Source organism: Microvirga sp. HBU67558, assembly GCF_018069605.1.
GTDB lineage: Bacteria > Pseudomonadota > Alphaproteobacteria > Rhizobiales > Beijerinckiaceae > Microvirga > Microvirga terrae.
In genome coordinates, this window is record NZ_JAGPUP010000229.1 from 1 (window position 1) to 586 (window position 586).

General features: G+C 60.4%; 1 protein-coding gene. It reads right to left on the reverse strand.

Annotation, left to right across the window (positions count from 1 at the left end):
- Window positions 1-586, reverse strand: a 586-nt coding sequence (locus KBI52_RS00960) for an amino acid ABC transporter ATP-binding protein (protein ID WP_210804799.1), incomplete at both ends; no start/stop codon positions are given.

Sequence of the window (586 nt, forward strand, 5' to 3'; positions counted from 1 at the left end):
AACTCGTCGGGTGTGTTCATCTCGACGATCTGTCCGTAATCCATGAAGATCACCCGGTCGGCCACCTGGCGGGCGAAGCCCATCTCGTGGGTGACGCAGAGCATGGTCATGCCCTCGTCGGCAAGTCCCACCATGGTGTCGAGCACCTCCTTGACCATCTCGGGATCGAGTGCCGAGGTCGGCTCGTCGAAGAGCATGATCTTGGGGCTCATGCACAGGGAGCGGGCGATCGCCACGCGCTGCTGCTGGCCGCCGGAGAGCTGGCCGGGGTACTTGTTTGCCTGCTCTGGGATCTTGACCCGCTTCAGGTAGTGCATGGCGATCTCTTCCGCCTCCTTCTTGGGCATCTTCTTCACCCAGATTGGAGCCAGCGTGCAGTTTTCGAGAATCGTGAGATGCGGGAAGAGGTTGAAGTGCTGGAACACCATGCCGACATCCTGGCGGATCTCGTCGATCTTCTTTAGGTCGTTGGTGAGCTCCGTGCCGTCGACGATGATGCGGCCCTTCTGGTGTTCCTCCAGACGGTTGATGCAGCGGATCATCGTGGACTTGCCGGAGCCCGAGGGACCGCAGATCACGATTCGCT